This window comes from Tumidithrix helvetica PCC 7403 (genome assembly GCF_965232925.1).
Taxonomy (GTDB): domain Bacteria; phylum Cyanobacteriota; class Cyanobacteriia; order Pseudanabaenales; family Pseudanabaenaceae; genus Tumidithrix; species Tumidithrix helvetica.
In genome coordinates this window covers 53,765-73,397 of the sequence record NZ_CBDDRA010000022.1, presented here as the reverse complement: position 1 = coordinate 73,397, position 19,633 = coordinate 53,765, and the positions used below count along the sequence as shown (strand labels likewise).

Here is a 19,633-nt window from a genome sequence, read left to right as displayed (position 1 = left end):
TCTCATGCAAAATAGGAACGCGAAAATGCTGCCAGATCTGGATCGTAGTCAGAAATCATTCCTTTATAATCAGCAGTGCCTTTGCGGCAAAGTTAATTAGCTGTGAATGCGGGTTTGACTTCCAGACAGTTGCCATTGCAACATTTCCACACTCGTGGCAGGTTCAAAACAGGTAAATCCCTGACAGACTAGGGCAAGGGTATCGGGTGAGGGTAAGTCGTCGGCAATTTTGAATAGGGTTAAGGGATGGTATTGCGGCTGTAATTGGGTGTATTGCTCGACCGTAGTACGGACTAAGGTATGGTTGCGAAACCAGTCGAGGGCAGTTAGCAGGCTCGGACAGGCAATCGGACTATTCACGATCGCTTGGCCAAAGGATTTTAGAGCAAATTCGGCTTTATTGAGGTACTCAAGATTTTCGGTTAACAGAGCCAGTCGAATTAAATTGGCGATCGCGATGCCATTAGGCGATGGTGTGGCATTGTCTTGGTAGCTGCGTTCGCGCATTAACAACTCCTTACTGCGATCGCTTGCCGTATTGAAGTAACCACCCGACTTGCGATCCCAAAAGTAGCGATCGAATTCTGCTTGCAAATATTTGGCTTTTGCCAGATAGCGATCGCCCAGCTCTGGGCAAGCTTGCTGCAAATCTAGCAGTGCTTTAATTAACAGCGCGTAGTCCTCTGACTGAGCGGAGACCAGAGGGTGACCGTTGTAGTTGAGACGTTGCAGGCGATCGTCTATCCATTGGTTTTGCAAGATAAAGTCAGCGGCATTTACTGCTAGTTGTTTGTAGAGATCTTGGCGTAATACGCGATAGGCGGTTGCCAAACCCGAAATCATCAGAGCGTTCCAAGCCACGATCATCTTGGTGTCGGTAACAGGTGGAACTCGTCCTGCCCACTCGATTGTTTTGACATCCTCTAAGCTGCGTGCCACTGGAAAAGCATCCGTAGGACGAGAATATTCCCCATAGCGACAACGAAACAGGCGTTCGAGACAGGTTTCCACCATGCCCGGCAATTGCCCAGAACGGCGACGCTGTAAAACATTTAAGCCCTCAAAGTTACCATTCGCTGTAATCGTAAAGGCTTCCATCAATGCTTGCAGTTCGGAGTCACTGAATAGCTTTCGCAACTCCCCATAGCTCCAAACCCAAAACTTTCCTTCTTTGCCTTCGCTATCAGCGTCTTGAGAGGCATAAAAATAGCCCTCCTCTGTCAACATTTCCCGTTGCAACCAAGTCGCTGTTTTCGCGATCGCTCGTTCTATGGCGGGTTCGTGCAAGCCCGAAGCCCATAGATTTGCCAAGTACTCCACGATCTGCCCGTTGTCATAGAGCATTTTCTCGAAATGGGGAACTGTCCAAGTAGGGTCAACGGTGTAGCGATGCCATCCCCCTGCGACGTGATCGAAAATGCCACCCAAGGCGAGATCTAAGCCGCGTTGCCTTGCTTTAGCTTGAAGTTCGTCATTCAAGGCTTCAAATCGGCTAGCTCTTAGTATCAGATCGGCGTAGGGAATCATGGGGAAGCAAGTTCCCTGCGTGCGGCTAACCACAACTTCGGCGCATTTGGCAATTCCTGTAAATAGGGTATCGTCGTTGAGGGTCGGTACGGAACTCAGTTGATTTACGGCGGTGAGGTTACTGATAATTTGACCTTTAAAGGTTTGAATCTCTTGATACCGCCCTCGATAAATTTGGACGATCGACTGTAAAACCTTTAAAAATCCTGGTCTACCGTAGCGAGGCTCGATCGGAAAGTATGTGCCCCCAAAAAAAGGCACGAGATCGTCTGGAGCCAGAAACAAATTCAGCGGCCATCCCCCTTGTTCGCCCATAATCTGAATCGCTTGCATATAAATGCTGTCAAGGTCTGGACGTTCTTCGCGATCGACTTTGATCGCCACAAAATGAGCGTTCATATAGTCCGCGATCATGCTGTCTGAAAATGCCTCATGCTCCATCACCGTACACCAGTGACAACTGGAGTAGCCAATCGAGAGAAAAATCGGCTTGTCCTGCGATCGCGCCTTCTCTAAAGCCCGATCGCCCCAAGGATACCAATCGATCGGGTTTTCAGCATGTTTGCGTAAATATAGGCTTTGAGATTGAGCGAGATGGTTGGGCATGACATGACCAAGTAGCGTTGCGATAAGGGTGAATTGAATATTGTTTTCAGGAAAACTGCGTTGCAGCTCTTTTGAAAGACTGCGCTAGGCACGGAACTCAAATCCCGATCTGTGGCAATTTCCGTGGAAATTGGCATAAGGATTGAGGATTGAAGGGGCGATCGCGCCTGAACCTAGAGGTTACATTAATTATTCATTATGCTAATTTTTCTGCGTTAAGTCTTTAGTCTTACTGTGGCTCGGTACAGTAACTTTTCCCCCTGCTCGTAACCGACATAGCGCACGATCGCAGGCGCTCCGATCTCAGCATCACCCCCTTCATCCAGTTTATGTTTGTGCGGATCGTAGGCAATTTCTGCACCCACCTCAGCGATCGCTGTAATTCCCCAATGTTTTAGCAAGCGATCGATCGGACGCAGCAAAGGCAACAAATTTCGGGCTGGCATTGTGGCATTGGTCTGGGCGGCATGGGCTGCCGTAGGTAGTTGTAGCAATAAGGATTCTAATATTTGCAAGCTTTCCTGTTGAAATTCCGATCGCAGTAACTGACATTGCTGTTCTAGCTGTTGTTTCAATCGCTCATATTCAGCGTGAATTTCATCCGTTGTAATCGATGGTTGGGGTACATCAGGTACACTACTCGGCAAACTTCTGAAACTTGCCATGAGGTCGGACAAGCTAATTTGTAAGACTTGACTGAGACGCAATAGATCCTGATATTTTAAAGTCTCGGCTTTGCCTTGCCGAATTGTGTCAACCGCACGCCTCGACAATTGTGACTGCTCTGCCAAAACTCGAAAACTATCAATTCCCACAGCCTGCATGAGCTGCCGTAATTGCTGCGTGTAAACCGTTGGATCGGACTGTAAAGAACTAGATGTCATGAAATTAGAAGCGATCGCAAATTTTGATAGAACTGCTAAAATGTTTTGATATGCGTACGATAATCAAATTTACGATCTACAATACGCATTGTCTTTAATAACTTAAAACATAAAGTTAAAGAATATCCTTATAGATACCTTGAGCTTTGACGTTTTATCCTTGACATGCGATCGCATCGGTCATAATCATAATCAGAAACCCACCCACTACTGCAATCCTAACCGCAATGGCACCAAAATCTAACTCTGCAAAGAATCCAGCTAAATCTGTCGGCATCAGTCCAGAAAAGAAGAAAGCCCTTGAAGTCGCTTTACAGAAAATAGAAAAAGATCATGGCAAAGGTTCGATTATGCGGCTAGGAGATGCCGTAGGGATGAAAGTAGAGACAGTCCCTACAGGAGCGCTTACCCTTGACTTGGCTCTAGGAGGCGGTTTACCTAGAGGTCGTGTGATTGAGGTCTATGGACCTGAGAGTTCGGGTAAAACCACGTTAGTGCTACATGCGATCGCAGAAGTCCAAAAACTGGGTGGCGTCGCGGCGTTTGTCGATGCCGAACATGCTCTCGATCCCACCTATGCTGCCAGAATTGGGGTAGATATTGAGAACCTGTTGGTCTCACAGCCCGACACTGGCGAAATGGCTTTAGAAATTGTCGATAACCTCGTGCGTTCGATGGCAGTCGATATCATCGCGATCGACTCCGTTGCCGCGCTAGTCCCCCGTGCTGAAATCGAAGGAGAAATGGGTGACTCTCACGTTGGCTTACAGGCCCGTCTCATGAGCCAAGCCCTACGAAAGATTACAGCCAATGTCGGACGCTCTAACTGCATTGTCGTGTTTTTAAACCAGTTGCGTCAAAAAATTGGGATTTCCTACGGTTCACCTGAGGTCACAACGGGGGGGATGGCTCTCAAGTTTTATGCTTCGGTTCGCCTCGATATTCGCCGCATTCAAACCCTAAAAAAAGGTACCGAAGAGTATGGCAACCGCGCTAAAGTCAAAGTCGCCAAAAATAAAGTCGCTCCCCCCTTCCGCATTGCTGAGTTTGACATCATCTTTGGTAAAGGTATTTCTACAAAAGGATGCTTAGTCGATCTCGCCGAAGAAATGAATATCATCGTGCGTAAAGGCGCGTGGTATAGCTATAAAGGCGAAAATGTCGCTCAGGGGCGCGATAACACGATCAAACATATGGAAGAAAATCCTGAGTTTGCCGATGAAATTGAAAAATTGGTACGGGAGAAACTCGCAGCAGGTGTCCCTGTTTCTGCCACAACCGTAGCCCCTAGCGACGACGATGAGGAAGACATTGAAGTTATCGGCGAGGAATTTTAGGCAGCCTCCCGATCTAGCCAATGCTTAAAAGACGAATCATGTCATTAAACACTTCACTATCTAATACCTCTAAAGCAAAGCGCCTATTTACTGACTTTGACGGCCCCATCGTGGATGTGTCCGAACGCTATTTCCGCGTTTATCAACTCTGTCTCGATAAAGTAAAGCAACCCGATCAGGTCGTGACGCCTTTAACTAAAGCTGAGTTTTGGGCGTTCAAGCGATCGCAGGTGCCTGAAATCGAGATTGCCATCAAATCTGGACTGCTGGAATCGGGGCAATCTAAAACCTTTGCGCAATTGCGTCGCGAAATCGTGCATACCGAGCCTTATTTTCAGTACGATTGCATCATTGAGGGGGCGATCGCTGCCCTCGAAAAAGCCCAACAAGCAGGTGTCGAACTTGCCGTCATGACCATGCGCCGCGTCCGCGAACTTGAGCCCGTGCTAGAGCAATATAATTTGGAAAGATTTTTTCCACCTAGCCACAGGTTCTGCCTCAGCAATGATTACATCAAGACAGGGGACACCAAAGACAAACCCAAACTGATGGAACGGGCGATCGCGACCCTATCTCCCGTCGAATATCAGTGGATGGTGGGCGACACAGAGGCAGATATTATTGCTGGCAGGAGTTTTAACGTGACGACGATTGGGATTCTTTCGGGAATTCGCGATCGGACGCAACTAGAACTGCACCAACCCAGCCAGATTCACCCCAATCTGATGTCTGCGGTCGAGATTGTCTTAAACAGTTAAAAGCTTCTAATTTTTTCTGATTAAGCTTAAAAACTGGACGAAACCACTTTAATCAAATAGGGGCGACTAACAAGTTGCCCCTATGGATATACAGATTCAATATAGCCTCAAAGCCAAAAGCTATTGGATAGCTTTAGATCCCCCGAAACATATCTTTCATATCTTGTTTTGCCATCTTGGCAAACATACTTTGCTGCCCAAGATAGAGTAAATGCAGATCGGTCAGTAATTTTTTCGCTGAGTCTAGATCTAGATCTTGAACTTGCTGGCAAAACATGGTGTGCACAAACTGCTTTTCAATGGATAAATCGCTCATGTGTTTTACTCCTCTTGGTCAGCCATGACTAGGTTGTCGTTGGAACTTAAACTTTAGGTATGCACATATCCAACACAAGGTTATGTCTAACGTAATAATAGTTTAAGAATAACTAAAATGTATCATAGCTACACAATAAGTAGATATGCCTAAAGAGCGATTTTTAAAGATCGCTCAAAAGGGTATTCAACCTACTTACTCACTAAGCCTACACCGTAAGCAATGTGACTAGATTTATGAGGGAAATAGAATGTAGAAAAGCCGAAGATTATTGCAGGCCAGTATTTGTGCCAGATTTTCCAGTAGCTAGACGAACTTGGACAATTTTTCCACCCATTTTCATGATGCGTTGCTGCTCGGCAAACCAATTGTCAAAAGGTACTAGCTTGGTAAAAAAGGTGTTTTGTAATTCGCGTTGGGTGCGAATGCGGGTTTGACTTGGGACGCAAGCTGTGATCTTAAACATCCGCATAGCGGTACTCTCCTTTAGAGTTGATTAAAAATTAATATCAAATTCTCAAAAAAATTACTGCCCTTAATGTCTAGTTATATAAACATATCTAGCTATATGAGCCGATTGAGCTACCTTCACAAATTAGGCGGGGAATCAGAAATCCTAGGTTAAAACATTGAAGCCAAATAATTTAGCCTGCAACACCTTAACATAAGCTTTTTAATTCCACCGCCCTTACTGTTAGCCCGAAAAACTAGCTCAAACCAGAGCTGATGTAGTCGAGATAAACACCAAGTTCCTTACCAGCTTCAGAACCAACCAAGCTAGCAGCTACTTCTTTGATAGCTTGAATAGCTTGAATTGTGGTAACAACAGGGACGCCCAAAGAGCTGTAGGTTTCTTTGAGACCGTTGAGTACGCGCTCATCTAGGATGGATGCGTCGCCAGCCAGCATGGCATAGGTAGCATAGCGGAGGTAGTAGTCTAGGTCGCGGATGCAAGCTGCATAACGACGGGTTGTGTACATGTTGCCACCAGGACGGGTAACATCGGTGTACAGCATAGACTTAGCAACAGCTTCCTTGATGATGGTGGAAGAGTTGGTGCTGATGGTTGCAGAAGCACGAACGCGGAGTTCGCCAGTTGCAAAGTAGCCTTTTAGTCTTTCGAGAGCGGCAGCGTCCAAGTACTTACCTTGAACGTCAGAAGAGTTGATAACAGAGGTAATAGCGTCTTGCATTTTTGATATATCTTCTAATTTAGTTAGTAAGTTGTGTCAAAGAGTTGAATGGTTTTGGGAAACTATTACAGCGCGCCGATGAGATAGTCAAAGTAAAAACCAGCTTCAGCAGCATCTTCACCAGACAACAAACCAGAAGCTACACTCTTCAAACCGCGAAAACCTTCAGCTAGCCCAGAAAGGGGAACATCTAAAGACTTGTACATTTCCTTAGCACCCACCAAACCAATTTCTTCGATTGGGGTGATGTCACCAGCAACGATTCCGTAGGTAACGAGGCGTAGGTAGTAGTCTAAGTCTCTGAGGCAAGCAGCTGTCATTTCTTCGCCGTAGGCACTGCCACCGGGAGAAACTAGGTCAGGGCGCTTTTGGAACATTTGATCGCCAGCTTGCTTAACAATGCGATCGCGTGATTCTGACAAGGTTTGAGCAATACGCAGACGACGTGCACCTGAGGCAACAAATCCTTTGATGCGATCTAGTTCGCCGGGGCTGAGGTAACGAGCTTCAGCATCAGCATTCACGATAGATTTCGTGACTACACTCATTTAATTATTTCCTCCAATCTAAAAATTGAGAATGAAAACCAGTTAGTTAATGTGATGACCCTTCATAGACAAGACTTACCCCAAAGGGATAAATCTCTACTACGGAGATTCAGTTTTACAAATCAATAATCACATGAGTATTTTGATACATTGCGTTGTACAGGAGCTTTTTTTCATAACACTTCTTAACATTTTTGTTTTGTATGTAACAACCCAAAGAAGTTTGTCTAAAAACCTTCTTTTAGGTAATCTCTACCTACAAATTTGCTGAAGTTTAAGTGGGCACGAGCATTGCCGCGATCGCAGCCAAACCCGCAACGATCATGACTCCCGCAGGCATAAACTTGCGCGTTTTCACCAAGCGCACAGCAAACACCAGCACTAGCAACGCCGAGATCGCTAGACCCAAAAACTTTGCCCAGCCTTGACCCTGCCATTGTAATACCGCAGCGACCAACAGTCCGACCCCACTAATGCTGCCTGAGATCATCGAGACTTTGCTTTGACTTTTGACATAACCAAAGATGCCGCCTGCGATCGCCAAGACCCCATAGGCGGCTGTTGCCACAATGCTTACGCTCATAATTTTTTAAGTATCCAACTCTGAATTTATCTAAACCATGGGTATCCAGAAAAATGCTATCGAACTGTCTCGACAGCTTGAGTAGATACTTGAGCTTGTTTACATAAGTTTACAAAGCTATGGTTCGCAAGCCTATAGCGTCACAATATCTCGAATCGCAGAAGCCAGTCGGTTGAGATAGGGTGCAGGATCGAAGGCTACCCAGCCATCTGCTGTAGGTGCAAGAATTTCAAAATGTAAGTGCGGCCCTGTAGAGCGACCTGTGGAACCTACAATACCGATTTGCTGTCCTCTTGCCACATTTTGCCCCTCAGACACATAAATGGCTGCTAAGTGGGCATAGCGAGTACCTGAGGAACCCTGAATAATTTCCACCATATTGCCGTAACCGCCTGCCCAACCCGCAAACTCGATTCTGCCTGATGTTGCAGCTAGTACGGGCGTTCCCATCGGCGCACCTAAGTCGATGCCACTATGAAACGTCCATTCACCTGTCACGGGGTTTGTCCGCCAGCCATAGTTGGAGGTAACGGGTACGGAGTAGGGAAGTGGATAACCACCTGTATCCATGACGATCCCATCGCCTCTCGCAATATAGGATGGTATTGCCACTGGATCTGGCTTCCAAACTGCGCCAGGCACAAACACGACTTTAGGGTGATTTTGGCAGCCGTTGTGTTCAAATAGCACATCAGCTCTCAGTCCAAATTTTTTGGCAACGGTTTTGTAGGTTTCCTCATTTGCAAATCGATAGGAGATTCCGTCCATGGATGGAATTGCGATGGTTTGACCAACCTGTACGCTGCCGTCCCGAACGCTGGGATTGAGCCCCATCAGTGTAGCTGTAGTTAGTTCGTATTTTTTGGCGATGCTCTCTAGGGTCTCGCCTGACTGCACTTTATGTTGTTTTAAGTCGGCAAGGACAGGCTTGCCGCACAATGCCTCTGCGTCTTGATCGATAGGGGGCTCGGTAGAAGTTACAGCACTGCTTGCAAAAGCGGCGGGGAGGTTTGCTAATGAAATGAATGTAGCAACAAGTCCTGATAGGCAAAGAGCGCTCTTTGTCCCTAGTTTGTTTTTTTGATTCACAAATAACACGATGACACTAAGAATGCGACGATGGTTGGGGGAGGAAGCGAACAACTTCCAGAAACCCATAAAAAATTCAGACAAAACTTGCAGGCAAAATTTTAACGCTACATTCTTCACCTAACAGCCATAGATAATCCTGCAATTCATCGCATTCGTCAACTCGCCCAAATGCTGATTTTTGCTGATTTATTTTCTGAGTTAACCTAGGGTCTATGTAATATTCAAGTAGATTGTTTCAACATTATGGTTGCGAAATTATGAACTCTGAGAATAGCGATCGCTTGCAAATTTTTTTAGATATCGCTACAGAAGCTGCCTGCGCGGGTGGGGCGGTGCTTAAGTCGTTTTGGGGCAAGCTGAAGGAAATCGAAGAAAAGCAACCAGGAGATTTGGTGACGATCGCAGACAAACAGGCTGAAATTGCAGTTTTAAGCGTACTCAAACGTCATTTCCCCGATCACGGTATCTTGGCGGAAGAATCTGGCGCGATCGGCAATCCAGACAGTCGATATCTATGGGCAGTTGACCCGCTAGATGGTACCACAAATTTTACTCACCAATACCCTTTTTCGGCAGTCTCCGTAGGCTTGCTGATCGACGGCATACCCTTTGTGGGAGCAATTTACGATCCCTTCCACGATGAATTGTTTCGGGCAGCAACTGGATTGGGCGCAACCTGCGATCGTCGTCCAATTCATGTTTCTAGTACGACAGAGCTGAGTCATAGCCTTTTAGTGACGGGCTTTGCCTACGATCGCACCCGTACAGACGACAACAACTATGCGGAATTTTGCCACTTTACCCATTTAACCCATGGCGTGCGCCGAGGTGGAGCGGCTGCTTTAGACCTTGCCTATGTTGCCAGTGGACGCTTGGATGGCTATTGGGAACGCGGTTTATCGGTATGGGATTTAGCCGCAGGTGTTGTCTTGGTGAGAGAAGCAGGTGGCAAGGTGACAGCCTATGACGGCAGCGAACCAATACTCAAGTCGGGCAGAATTTTGGCGACAAATGGTTACTTGCAGGCTCAAATGATTGCCGAACTCGCTCTCGTGAAACCTTTACAGGTCAAGTTCCCAATGGGAAGGTAGTCTCTGATTCTGTTACGATGATTTGGAGTAACGCACGCCCACATGCTCAGAGCAACCTAACATCACTGTGAGAATTTTATTGGTTGAAGACGATCGAGCAACTCGCACGATGCTTGAGAATGCACTAACTACTCGTCACTATACCGTCGAGGTAGCGATCGATGGGCATTCGGCAATAGGTTTAGCAGAACAATTTGAATACGACTTGGTTTTGCTGGATGTGGGCATTCCCGAGCTAGATGGAATCAGCGTTTGCAAACGACTGCGGACGCAGGGCTGTCAGACCCCGATTTTGTTGTTAACGGGAAAGGATGGAGTTAGCGATCGCATTATGGGTCTAGATGCTGGGGCGGATGATTATATGGTCAAGCCGTTCAATCTACCAGAACTGCTAGCAAGAATCAGAGCTTTACTACGACGGGGTAAAACGACGATCTCTTCGATCGTGACTTGGGAGAACTTGCAGCTTGACAGTGGGGCAAATGAGATTCGCTATAGAGAGCAGGTATTACGCCTAACGCCTAAGGAGTATGGCATTTTGGAGCTACTTTTGCTAAATCCCCACAGAATTTTTAGTCGAGCTGCCTTGATCGATCGCCTTTGGGAAATGGAGGAAACTCCAACGGAAAGCGCGATTAGCAGCCACGTTAAAGCGATTCGGCAAAAGTTAAAGGCTGCGGGAGCGACGCAGGATTTGATTGAGACCATGTATGGCTTTGGCTATCGCCTTCGCCCCCTAGAGGCAAACCATCCTCCCCATCATTCCACCTCCCCATCAAAACAGGAAGAGCCTGCTGCGCAGCACCCACCACAAGAGAAGATGGAGGAGCGGGAAACCAAGAAGGAATTGGATGGAGCGATCGCAGCTCATGCCATGATGCTAGAGCTTTGGGAACAGTTTAAAGATTCCTTTGGCGAACAGATTGCCCTCCTCGATCGGGCGATCGTAGCAATACAGTATGGCAACTTAACGACCGAGTTATGGCAATCGGCAAAACAGACCGTTCATAAGTTGATTGGTTCGTTAGGCGTCTATGGCTTCCCGCAGGGGTCTGTGTTGGCGAGACAGATTGAAGATTTGTTGGGTTCCAATCTCCATTTATGCGTGCTAGAGATCGAGCAGATATCTCAGTTGGTTGCGAAGCTAAAGCAAGAACTCAAGCAAGAACCTGTTTTCGATCTCCCTCCCCATGACGGGGGCGAGGAAGCGATCGATCCTCAAAAAATGCCCTTGGTGCTAGTTGTGGATGATGACGATCTCTTAACGGTAAGGTTAATGACCGAGGCTAGTTCGCGATCGCTTCGGATTGAAGTAGCTGCAAGTCTAGCGATCGCTCAACAAACACTTGAGCGCAATTTACCCGATGCGATCTTGCTGGATTTGACCTTTGGCGATAGCAAAGAAGATGGGTTGACTTGGCTGGGAATCCTACAGCAAAAATACCCTCAGATTCCTGTACTAGTTTTTACAGGACGAGACAGTCTATCCGATCGGGTGGCAGCGGCGCGTTTAGGCGCACGGGCATTTCTACAAAAGCCCATTGCTTTAGATCCAATTTTTGGGGCGATTCAATCTTCGCTCAGACAAGCAAACGTACAGGAGCATCAAGGCGATCGCGCCATGGTAGGCAAGGTAATGATTGTGGATGACGATCTGGCGATCGGGCATCGGTTATCGGTTTTGCTCTCACCTTGGGGATTGCAGGTAACGTTTCTGCCCGATCCAGCCCGTTTTTGGGAAGTCCTGACCAGCACAATTCCCGATCTGCTAATTTTAGATATAGAAATGCCAAGATATAGTGGCATCGACCTCTGTCAGGTCGTGCGCAATGATGCCAAATGGGGCAACTTGCCGATTTTGTTCCTCACCGCGCACCATGAAGCAGAAACCATTGTCCGTGCATTTGCCGTAGGAGGAGATGATTACATTCGCAAACCTATTCTAGAGCCAGAGTTAATCGCTCGCGTGCTCAATCGTTTAGAACCTGGGCAAATTCGGCGTCAGCAATTGATGTCAACCCTCATGGAACAACCCTCATCGAGCAACTACAGTACTGAAGGAAAGGATAGCCATGATTAAAGTGTCACGTACCGTTCTGATCGTGGAAGATAGCCTAGAAGACAGAGAAATGCTGCGTCGCTACCTACAGCAAGACGATCTCTATACCTACACTGTTTTGGAAGCGGAAACAGGAGAAGAGGGGCTAGAACAATATCGCTTATTTTTGCCTGATGCGATTTTGTTGGACTATTTACTTCCAGATACAAATGGGCTGGAATTTATTCAGAACTTACAACAACAAAGCCCCAAAACAGATCTACCTGTTGTTTATCTCACAGGGCAGGGGAATGAGGAACTGGCAGGGCAGTTGCCCCAACAGAACGTGCAACAATACCTAAATAAGTCAACCATAACGGCTGACAAGTTGCATCAAGCCTTGGATAGAGCGTTCAAACAGGTGGAACTTCTGCGTCAGGTAGCAGACCTGAAAATTCAAGCCAATCAGACCCTAGAAATTTTGAGTCAAAGAGAAGAACAGCTAAGGTTAGCCTTAGAATCTGCCCAGATTGGTGTTTGGGACTGGGATATTGTCAACGATCGCCTCATTTGGGACGATCGGATGTACGAAATTTACGGTATCGCTCGCTCGAACTTCTCAGGTGCGTACCAGGCATGGGTAGCTGGAGTCCATCCCGACGATCGCGCGATCGCCAATGCAGCAATTCAGCAGGCAATTCTTGGTAAAAAGAACTACGATCCTGAATTTAGAATTGTACGTCCTGACGGAAAGATTCGCACGCTCAAAGCCAATGCTTTTCTGCAACGCAATGCCGAGGGTAAAGCGCTACGCATGATTGGGACAAACTACGACATTAGCGAACAAAAAGAAGCATTAAGGGAACGCGAACAAGCGCAGGTTCTCCTAATTCAGCAGGTCGAACAACAGCACTTGATCATGGAGATGACGCAGGGCATTCGGCGATCGCTAAATTTGCAAGATATTCTCCAAACGACCGTAGATGAAGTTCGACAGTATCTGCAAACCGAGCGCGTGATCGTCTTCCAATTTTCTTCCAATTGGGGTGGTACGGTTGTGGTGGAGTCTGTGGAAGAAGGCTGGAGCCCCATCCTATCAACTCAGATTGACGATCCTTGCTTTGGTGACGCCTACGTTGATTCTTTTCGGCAAGGTCTCATAACCGCAAAGTCTGACATCTATAATTCTGGACTCGCCTCCTGCCATCTCGAACGCTTAATCAGTTTTCAGGTCAGGGCGAATTTAGTAGTTCCCATTCTTAAAGGTGATGAATTATGGGGTTTATTAGCGGCTCATCACTGTTCGACACCTCGCGAATGGCAAGCCTCTGAGATCGAGCTTCTGTGGCAGCTCGCAGCCCAAGTGAGTATTGCCATTCAACAAGCAGATTTGTTTGAGCAAGCAAAAGCAGAACTCGCCCAGCGCAAACAGGCAGAGCAGGCTTTGCAACAATTGAATATTGACTTGGAGCAGCGGGTGGCAGAACGTACTGCCGAACTTGCCCAAGTGAACGATCGCTTACTAGAAACCTTGATCGATCAGCAGCATTCCCAAATTATCTTGCAAGAGCAGGCACAACTGCTAGATCTCGCCCACGACACAATTATGACCCATGACATGAACGATGCGATCACGTTCTGGAATGAAGGTGCGGAATATATGTATGGCTGGACGAAAGCAGCGGCGCTAGGCAGAGACATCCATACGCTCCTCCAGACCCAATTTCCCAATCAATCTCTTGCTGAGATTAAAATCGAACTAATGGAACAAGGATATTGGGAAGGCGAACTGATTCACACTTGCCGCAACGGCTCGACGATTACAGTGGACAGCCGCTGGGTGCTGCAGACGGACGAACTGGATCGACCGATCAAAGTATTGCAGATCAACAACGACATTAGCGATCGCAAACAGGCAGAAGCCTTGATTAGGCAACAGGCTGAGCGAGAATCTCTCTTGCTTGAGATTAGCCAACGCATTCGTCAATCCCTCGACCTCTATACAGTTTTCGAGACTGCGGTGGAGGAGATTCGCAAGTTTATGCATGCCGATCGCGTCGGTATCTTTAAGTTCTATCCCGAATCGCATTTTGACGATGGCGAGTTTGTTGCCGAATCTGTACTTGAGGGATTTAACTCCGCTTTAGAGATTAGAATTCACGATCATTGTTTTGGCGAACAGTATGCCATCCATTATCAGCAGGGTAGAATTCAAGCCGTAGACGACATCTACAATGCGGGATTGCAGGATTGCCATCGAGATGTTTTGGCACAGTTCCAGATTCGCGCTAATCTAATTGTGCCACTGCTAAATGGAGAGGGTTTATGGGGTTTACTATGCATTCATCAATGCGACGCTCCTCGCCACTGGCAAGAGGTTGAAATTGACCTAGTCAAACAAATTTCCAACCAGTTGGCGATCGCGATCAACCAATCTGAACTCTACGAGAAACTGCGTCGCGAACTCCAAGAACGCCAGCAGGCGGAAGCGATGACCCGCGAATCGGAACGACGCTGGCGATCGCTGTTTGAAAGCACCAACCTTGCCGTTGTGAGTTCGGACACGACGGGTATTATTAACGCGGTCAATCCCTTCTTTTTGAAACTGACAGGCTATACAGAGAGTGAAGTACTCGGGCAAAACTGGTTTGACTTTTTCGTGCCCTCCAATCGCGTCCAAGAGCAACGTCAGAGGCTTCAAGAAAATCTCCAACAGGAAAACTATCCATCCTTTCAGGGTCAGATTTTAACCAAGACGGGCAAAGAGATCGTTATTAACTGGAGCAACACCCTGTTACGAAACCCTAAGGGTGAAGTGATTGGTGTTACGGGCATCGGGGAAGATATTACGCAACGGCAGGCTGTGGAGAAACTAAAAGATGAGTTTATTTCCATTGTCAGTCACGAACTGCGAACGCCACTAACTTCCATACGCGGTTCGCTGGGGCTACTGGTGACGGGGGTGATGGATGACGAACCCGAAGCCATGAGACGGATGATCGAGATTGCTGCAATCGATACAGAGCGGTTGGTTCGACTCGTAAATGACATGCTCGATCTAGAGAAATTAGAGATGGGCAAAATTTCGCTCCTACGAGAATGTTGTGATGCCGCTGACCTGATGCGACGATCGCTAGAGATTATGGAAAGCAGCGCCCAAGAAGCAGGATTGCGCCTAGAAATGGAGATGCACTCCCAGTCCATTCAAATTTGGGTATCGCCCGATCGGATTATTCAAACATTTACCAATCTGCTCAGTAATGCAATCAAGTTCTCACCCGCAGGCAGTTTTGTGTCGATCGCTGCTGAAGTTGTCAATGAGGTCGTAAATGAAGAGCCTAATGAAGAGAGTACAGAAATTCTGAATCCCATCCTTCCACTTCCTTACATTCTCTTTTCCGTGAAAGATCGGGGACGGGGTATTCCTGCGGATAAGCTCGAAATCATTTTCGGTCGGTTTCAACAGGTAGATGCCTCTGATTCTCGCGATCGCGGCGGCACGGGGTTAGGGCTGGCGATTTGTAAATCGATCGTGCAGCAACATGGCGGTCAGATCTGGGCAGAAAGCACTTGGTTACAAGGAAGCACCTTTTTTGTAGCTTTGCCGACGAGATCGTAGTCTCATCAGAGCATTTCTCCAAACTTTCTCCATCTTTGTTAGCTAATCTAGAACAACAAACAGACTTATCAGGTCTCGATGGTGTAACGCACAAGCATGAATGATTGTGTGTAAAGATGGGATTCGTACGATCGATCGCATATTCGTTTCGGATTGTGCTATAAATCTCACAGGAAAATTCTTTTAAATTTTTCAACGATATCCTTGCTGTATTAAGCTTTGCAACGTAATCAATCAAATAAACCTAGAAATAAAACTTCACTTTGTTAAGTTAAAAAAGTGAACGACTTAAGTAGGAGTTGATGAGAGATGGTTTATAGAGATTTGATGGGGAATTTTGGCGAACCTACTAGAATTTTTTTTACATCATTTTTAGAGCGATTGGGACTGGCTTGGTGGGTAAAAATTATCACGGCAAGTCCAGCCTGTATTTATTATTTTGGTCCTTTTATCAGCGATCGCGAAGCCCAAACTCTACATGGGGGATATATAGAAGATCTTACTCATGAGGGCGCTACGATAACAAATTTAGAAATCAAGTGCTTTCAGCCATCCCAACTGACGGTAGATATCGATCTAATCGATGCTGATTAAAATTCAGCGGATTGATTACTGCCATGACCGCTAAAAAGATTTTGATTGTAGATGACGAAGAACGCATTCGAGAAGTCGTGAGCATGTGTTTGACCAAACTGGCGAAATGGGAAGTCATTGCCGTGGCAACAGCTTTGGAGGCAATCCAAAAAGCCTTAGAGTGGCAACCCCATGCCATTTTGTTAGATGTCTCCATGCCAAACATGAATGGGTTAGAAATGTTGCAACAGCTTCAGCGTCACCCAAGAACTGTATCAATTCCTGTGATTTTCCTCACAGCCAAAGTTCAACCCAATGAAAAATTACAGTACCAACAGCTCGGTATTGCAGGACTCATTATTAAGCCCTTCGATCCGCTAGAGATATCACACCAGATTTGCCATTTACTTGGTTGGAATTAGGAGAGCGATCGCTCAAATATTTCTTTCACATATCTTCTAGATTTTCTCCAGATTTTCTCCAGATTTTTTTTCTAATCTAAAGGAACGAACTATTCGGTTCTAGATTGTGTGCCCGATGGTATGTAAGGATAAATTTGCACAATTCGAATTGATTTAACCTTGGCAACTGTTCGAGCCTTAAAGATTTCTCCTGTCAATATAAAAAGAGGGTATCAGCGTTGCAAACTATCATCGATCCCCGTTCCACAGAACATTTACGAGTCCTTTCTCCTTTGCCAAGTACTCCTATGCTAAGCAATTACCCTGCAGGCAAGGCTTTAGAGAGCATTGGAACGTTGGTGACGATCGTAGACTTGCAAGGACGAGTTGTCTTTTTTAATCCTGCCTGCGAAGCGATCGCTAAGTACTCCTCTACAGAAGTGCAGGGCTGCATATTTTGGGAAAAGTTTCTACCTGCAAAAGAAGCCGAGATTGCTCGGTTACGATTTGCCTCCCTCGATCCCCTAGATTTTCCCTATCACGCTACCAACCATTGGCGAAGCCGCACAGGCGATCGCGTCAAAATTAACTGGACAGAAACGCTACTGCTGGACGCCCATGACGCACCGCAATATGTAATTTTTTCAGGCTGTCTCGCCTCTAATCACGATGCGTTACAACCGCAAGTAAACCAAGAGATAGCGCTTGTAAACATCATCTTAAAAATTAGTGCCTCAATTCATCAAGAGGACATCCTCAATATAACCGTAGCGGAAATCCGCCAATTTTTACAAGCCGATCGCACCTTAATTTACTGTCTGCAACCCAATAACACAGGTAGAGTAACGGCTGAAAGCTGTGCTGAGAATGTTTGCCCAACGCTCAACAGCAGCTTAGGAAATTTTGGGGACTTTGCTCATTTTCAGCAGTTCCAACGAGGGGACATTGAGATCGTTCACGATTTACAAAAAGAGGCGTTACTAGGCGAAGTTCGCGATGCCTTTGAGCAAGCACAAATTAAATCCTGTCTGATTATCCCGATCTTCAATGTCGAAGATAGAGTCACTGTATGGGGATTTTTGATGGTGCATGCATGTGTCCGCCCCCGTGAGTGGCATCGTACGGATGTGAACTTTCTGTTATCTATAGATACTCACTTAGAAAGTGCCCTGCGGCAGTCAACGCTCTATATGCAGTTACAGCAAGCCAATCAAGAACTAAATCGTCTCTGTAATTTCGATCACCTCACTCAAATCCATAATCGGCGTAGCTTTGATAACCGCTTGGCATACGAGTGGCATCGGCTGGCTCGCGAGCAGCAAGTCTTGTCGGTGATTATTTGCGATATTGATTTTTTCAAAGCCTACAACGATATCTACGGTCATCTAGCTGGCGATCGCTGTTTAAAGCGGGTTGCGAGTGCGATCGAAGAGACTATGCATCGCCCTGCGGACTTTGCCGCTCGCTTTGGGGGCGAGGAGTTTGCAATTATTTTGCCAAATACCGATATAGAAGGCGCTAGCTATATTGCCAAACAAATTTGCGACGACATCAAAGCATTAGAGATTATTCATGATGGGTCTGCTATCAGTAGCTTTGTGACCATAAGCTGTGGAATCTCTTGTCTCATGCCCATTGCCCAGGACGATCCTATGATTTTGGTGGGTTTTGCCGATCATGCCCTGTATGAAGCCAAGAGGTTAGGACGCGATCGCATTTATGGAATTGGCTAAATACAATCAGATCCTACAGCAGTTTTCGAGCCAATTTATCACGAAGCTGGGTCGCAGGGCGTAGCTCCGCATTGGGTTTTGGATTTCTAGCTGTGGTGCTTTTGAAGTTAATTTGCTGTAAGTTTGCGACTGAGCTACAGCTCGATATTTTGCAAAGTAATCGATAGATCTCAATGCGATCGCCATTAAAAGTGAGAAGATAATCAAAGGGAATTGAATTGCTGGGAATAAAGTCAGCAATGGTTGGCTATCATGGCTAAGCTAATATTAGTGGTAGATGATGAAGAACGCATTCGAGAAGTCGTGCGTGCCTGTTTGGTAAAATTGGCAAAGTGGAAAGCTATTACTGCGGCATCAGGGCTAGAAGCCATTCAAAAAGCTGTAAGCGATCGCCCTGATGCCATTTTACTAGATGTCTCAATGCCGGGGATGGACGGGTTAGAAACGCTACAACAACTTCAGAGCAACCCACTGACAGCATCGATTCCCGTGATTTTTCTCACGGCAAAAGTGCAGCCCAACGAGCAATTGCAATATAAGCATCTTGGTGTAGAGGGGTTAATTATTAAGCCTTTCGATCCGCTCCAGATCGCCAAAGATGTCGATCGATTGCTGGGCTGGAGCCAACTGTAGGAAATAAGAATCGGGGAATGACGATCTTTTAAGATCCATTTCATCACTTTTCGTGCGTAACAAAACTGCAAACAATTTAACAATTGCTTAAGAAATCGTGCGGTTTCTCCAAACTTTCTCCATCTTTTTTACATAACCTAAAGACCTTAACTGAGTTTTCAGTTATTTAGAGCGTAGTACGCATAAAGCTGCAAGCTACATCTACCCCTATTGGCGAATCGATCGGCGATCGCTGCAAAAATCAATGCTTTTCTTGTAGTCAACGATTTTGAATTAGAGGTAAAAATGCCACACGAGTTTGTTAACGTCACACTGCCAACCGTAATTAAAGATGTCTTGGAAGATTATCCAGAGCATCCATATCAAGTAGTCTTTTCGACCCATGAGTTTCGCCAAAAGCTCGTCGATCGAATTTTGAGTCAAACTTCTAACCTTAACGAAGGTGAAGGACAACCAGCCCCACTTTACAAACCGAAAAGTTCGTATAAGTCTCCTTTGGCAGAGCGTTTATATTTAGAAGTTGTAGTACGTGGTAGCATCCTTCATGTTTTGCGAGAAAATGCTGACAGACTGAGCGACGTTTCAAAGGATGGAGACTATTCACTGAAGCCTCTATTTGGGTAATTCTTGTGATTGACCTTTTGTCTAGTATTGCGTCAAAGTGAAACAGAGAGCTCGGATAGTTTAGAAATAAAAATTGG

18 protein-coding genes are annotated in these 19,633 nt (G+C 46.3%); 10 read left to right on the top strand and 8 right to left on the bottom strand.

All coding sequences use genetic code 11. The features are described 5' to 3' along the window. Positions 1-96: 96 nt before the first annotated feature. Entirely contained in the window at positions 97-2,133 is a 2,037-nt protein-coding gene (locus ACP2WE_RS19025) for a thioredoxin domain-containing protein (RefSeq protein ID WP_425217118.1), read from the bottom strand. A gap of 215 nt (positions 2,134-2,348) precedes the next feature. Next, positions 2,349-3,017 carry a helix-turn-helix domain-containing protein gene (locus ACP2WE_RS19020; RefSeq protein ID WP_425217117.1) on the bottom strand — a complete coding sequence of 223 codons (669 nt, stop codon included), beginning with the start codon at positions 3,015-3,017 and terminating at the stop codon, positions 2,349-2,351. A gap of 227 nt (positions 3,018-3,244) precedes the next feature. Between ACP2WE_RS19020 and recA the strand changes: the two genes are divergently transcribed. Both recA and ACP2WE_RS19010 read left to right on the top strand, forming a co-directional pair. Continuing rightward, a complete protein-coding gene (gene recA, locus ACP2WE_RS19015; protein WP_425217116.1) occupies positions 3,245-4,354 on the top strand; it encodes a recombinase RecA in 1,110 nt (369 codons plus the stop codon). 38 nt (positions 4,355-4,392) lie between these two features. Further along, positions 4,393-5,112, top strand: a complete 720-nt coding sequence (locus ACP2WE_RS19010) for an HAD family hydrolase (RefSeq protein ID WP_425217115.1) — start codon at positions 4,393-4,395, stop codon at positions 5,110-5,112. 133 nt (positions 5,113-5,245) lie between these two features. Here the strand turns inward: ACP2WE_RS19010 and ACP2WE_RS19005 are convergent, their stop codons facing one another. The 6 genes from ACP2WE_RS19005 to ACP2WE_RS18980 all read right to left on the bottom strand — a co-directional run bounded on the left by ACP2WE_RS19005 (position 5,246) and on the right by ACP2WE_RS18980 (position 8,910). Continuing rightward, positions 5,246-5,428 (bottom strand): hypothetical protein, encoded by a 183-nt coding sequence (locus ACP2WE_RS19005; protein ID WP_330485359.1) that lies wholly within the window; start codon positions 5,426-5,428, stop codon positions 5,246-5,248. Positions 5,429-5,696: 268 nt separating this feature from the next. Continuing rightward, positions 5,697-5,900, bottom strand: coding sequence for a rod-capping linker protein CpcD domain-containing protein (locus ACP2WE_RS19000; RefSeq protein WP_330485360.1), 204 nt, complete (start codon positions 5,898-5,900; stop codon positions 5,697-5,699). 235 nt (positions 5,901-6,135) lie between these two features. Further along, positions 6,136-6,621 carry an allophycocyanin subunit beta gene (apcB, locus tag ACP2WE_RS18995; RefSeq protein ID WP_425217114.1) on the bottom strand — a complete coding sequence of 162 codons (486 nt, stop codon included), beginning with the start codon at positions 6,619-6,621 and terminating at the stop codon, positions 6,136-6,138. Positions 6,622-6,686: 65 nt separating this feature from the next. Continuing rightward, positions 6,687-7,169, bottom strand: coding sequence for an allophycocyanin subunit alpha (gene apcA / locus ACP2WE_RS18990; protein ID WP_425217113.1), 483 nt, complete (start codon positions 7,167-7,169; stop codon positions 6,687-6,689). Between the two features lie 274 nt (positions 7,170-7,443). Then, the gene (locus ACP2WE_RS18985) at positions 7,444-7,752 is read right to left on the bottom strand and encodes a TMEM14 family protein (protein WP_425217112.1); all 309 of its coding nucleotides are present in this window, start codon (positions 7,750-7,752) and stop codon (positions 7,444-7,446) included. A 132-nt stretch (positions 7,753-7,884) separates the two neighbouring features. Beyond that, a complete protein-coding gene (locus tag ACP2WE_RS18980) occupies positions 7,885-8,910 on the bottom strand; it encodes a LysM peptidoglycan-binding domain-containing M23 family metallopeptidase (RefSeq protein WP_425217111.1) in 1,026 nt (341 codons plus the stop codon). 191 nt (positions 8,911-9,101) lie between these two features. Here ACP2WE_RS18980 and ACP2WE_RS18975 point away from each other — a divergent pair, with 191 nt between their 5' ends. From ACP2WE_RS18975 to ACP2WE_RS18940, 8 genes are all read left to right on the top strand, one after another. Next, on the top strand, positions 9,102-9,935 hold the full coding sequence (locus tag ACP2WE_RS18975; RefSeq protein ID WP_425217110.1) for an inositol monophosphatase family protein: 834 nt from the start codon (positions 9,102-9,104) through the stop codon (positions 9,933-9,935). Positions 9,936-10,002: 67 nt separating this feature from the next. Then, on the top strand, positions 10,003-12,015 hold the full coding sequence (locus ACP2WE_RS18970; protein ID WP_425217109.1) for a response regulator: 2,013 nt from the start codon (positions 10,003-10,005) through the stop codon (positions 12,013-12,015). Further along, positions 12,008-15,592 carry a PAS domain S-box protein gene (locus ACP2WE_RS18965; RefSeq protein ID WP_425217108.1) on the top strand — a complete coding sequence of 1,195 codons (3,585 nt, stop codon included), beginning with the start codon at positions 12,008-12,010 and terminating at the stop codon, positions 15,590-15,592. Before ACP2WE_RS18970 ends, ACP2WE_RS18965 begins: the two co-directional genes overlap by 8 nt. 309 nt (positions 15,593-15,901) lie before the next feature. Beyond that, the gene (locus tag ACP2WE_RS18960; RefSeq protein ID WP_425217107.1) at positions 15,902-16,186 is read left to right on the top strand and encodes a DUF1816 domain-containing protein; all 285 of its coding nucleotides are present in this window, start codon (positions 15,902-15,904) and stop codon (positions 16,184-16,186) included. Between the two features lie 23 nt (positions 16,187-16,209). Further along, the gene (locus ACP2WE_RS18955; protein ID WP_425217106.1) at positions 16,210-16,587 is read left to right on the top strand and encodes a response regulator; all 378 of its coding nucleotides are present in this window, start codon (positions 16,210-16,212) and stop codon (positions 16,585-16,587) included. A gap of 287 nt (positions 16,588-16,874) precedes the next feature. Continuing rightward, complete coding sequence (locus ACP2WE_RS18950; RefSeq protein ID WP_425217105.1) at positions 16,875-18,299, top strand: sensor domain-containing diguanylate cyclase; 1,425 nt, start codon at positions 16,875-16,877, stop codon at positions 18,297-18,299. A gap of 252 nt (positions 18,300-18,551) precedes the next feature. Further along, complete coding sequence (locus tag ACP2WE_RS18945; protein WP_330485372.1) at positions 18,552-18,932, top strand: response regulator; 381 nt, start codon at positions 18,552-18,554, stop codon at positions 18,930-18,932. Between the two features lie 210 nt (positions 18,933-19,142). Beyond that, on the top strand, positions 19,143-19,556 hold the full coding sequence (locus ACP2WE_RS18940) for a hypothetical protein (protein ID WP_425217104.1): 414 nt from the start codon (positions 19,143-19,145) through the stop codon (positions 19,554-19,556). Positions 19,557-19,633: the final 77 nt, after the last annotated feature.